At 63.0% G+C, this 1,319-nt stretch carries 1 protein-coding gene; it reads right to left on the bottom strand.

The features are described 5' to 3' along the window. Positions 1-1,319 (bottom strand): transketolase (gene tkt / locus ENTHG_RS00035; RefSeq protein WP_052332651.1); only part of this gene is annotated, 1,319 nt, incomplete at both ends.

Below are 1,319 nucleotides of genomic sequence, written 5' to 3'. Positions count from 1 at the left end.
GCGTTACGGGCGTATTCCACAAACATCAGGAAGGTGGAGGTGTACGGCAGGAAGCCGCCGTGCAGGGCGATACCGTTGGCAATGGCGGTCATGCCGAACTCGCGCACGCCGTAGTGGATGTAGTTCCCGGCGGTGTCTTCGTTAATCGCTTTCGAGCCGGACCACAGGGTCAGGTTGCTTGGCGCCAGGTCAGCGGAGCCGCCGAGGAACTCCGGCAGCAGCGGGCCAAAGGCTTCGATGGCGTTCTGGGACGCCTTGCGGCTGGCGATTTTCGCCGGGTTCGCCTGCAGCTTCGCGATGAACTCGCTGGCTTTTGCGTCGAAGTCAGCCGGCAGGTCGCCTTTCATCCGGCGGGTGAATTCGGCGGCTTCCTGCGGGAAGGCTTTTGCATAGGCGGCGAATTTTTCGTTCCAGGCGGACTCTTTCGCCTGGCCGGCTTCTTTCGCATCCCACTGCGCGTAGATGTCAGACGGGATGTCAAACGGCGCGTGTTTCCAGCCCAGCTGCTCGCGGGTCAGGGCGATTTCCGCATCGCCCAGCGGCGCGCCGTGGGAGTCGTGGGTGCCCTGTTTGTTCGGCGAGCCGAAGCCGATGATGGTTTTGCACAGCAGCAGGGACGGCTTGTCGGTCACGCTGCGCGCTTCTTCCACCGCGCGTTTAATCGCGTCCGCATTGTGGCCGTCCACGCCGCGCACCACGTGCCAGCCGTAGGCCTCAAAGCGCTTCGCGGTGTCGTCGGTGAACCAGCCGTCAACGTGGCCGTCAATGGAGATGCCGTTGTCGTCGTAGAAGGCCACCAGTTTACCCAGCTTCAGGGTGCCCGCCAGGGAGCAGGCCTCGTGGGAGATGCCTTCCATCATGCAGCCGTCGCCCATAAACGCGTAAGTGTAGTGGTCAACGATGTCGTGGCCCGGACGGTTGAACTGCGCCGCCAGCGTCTTCTCGGCAATCGCCATCCCCACCGCGTTGGCAATGCCCTGGCCCAGCGGGCCGGTGGTGGTTTCGACACCGGCGGTGTAGCCCACTTCCGGGTGGCCCGGGGTTTTCGAGTGCAGCTGGCGGAAGTTTTTCAGCTCGTCAATGGAGAGGTCGTAGCCGGTGAGGTGCAGCAGGCTGTAAATCAGCATCGAGCCGTGGCCGTTGGAGAGCACGAAGCGGTCGCGGTCAGCCCAGGCCGGGTTCTGCGGGTTATGGTTCAGGAAATCACGCCACAGGACTTCGGCGATGTCAGCCATACCCATCGGGGCACCCGGGTGACCGGATTTGGCTTTCTGTACCGCGTCCATGCTCAGCGCACGAATAGCATTGGCAAGCTCTTT

The sequence above is a fragment of the Phytobacter massiliensis JC163 genome, assembly GCF_000321045.1.
Classification (GTDB): Bacteria; Pseudomonadota; Gammaproteobacteria; order Enterobacterales; family Enterobacteriaceae; genus Phytobacter_A; species Phytobacter_A massiliensis.
Note: the sequence above shows the minus strand (reverse complement) of the source record. Positions and strands in the feature narration are given on the sequence as shown.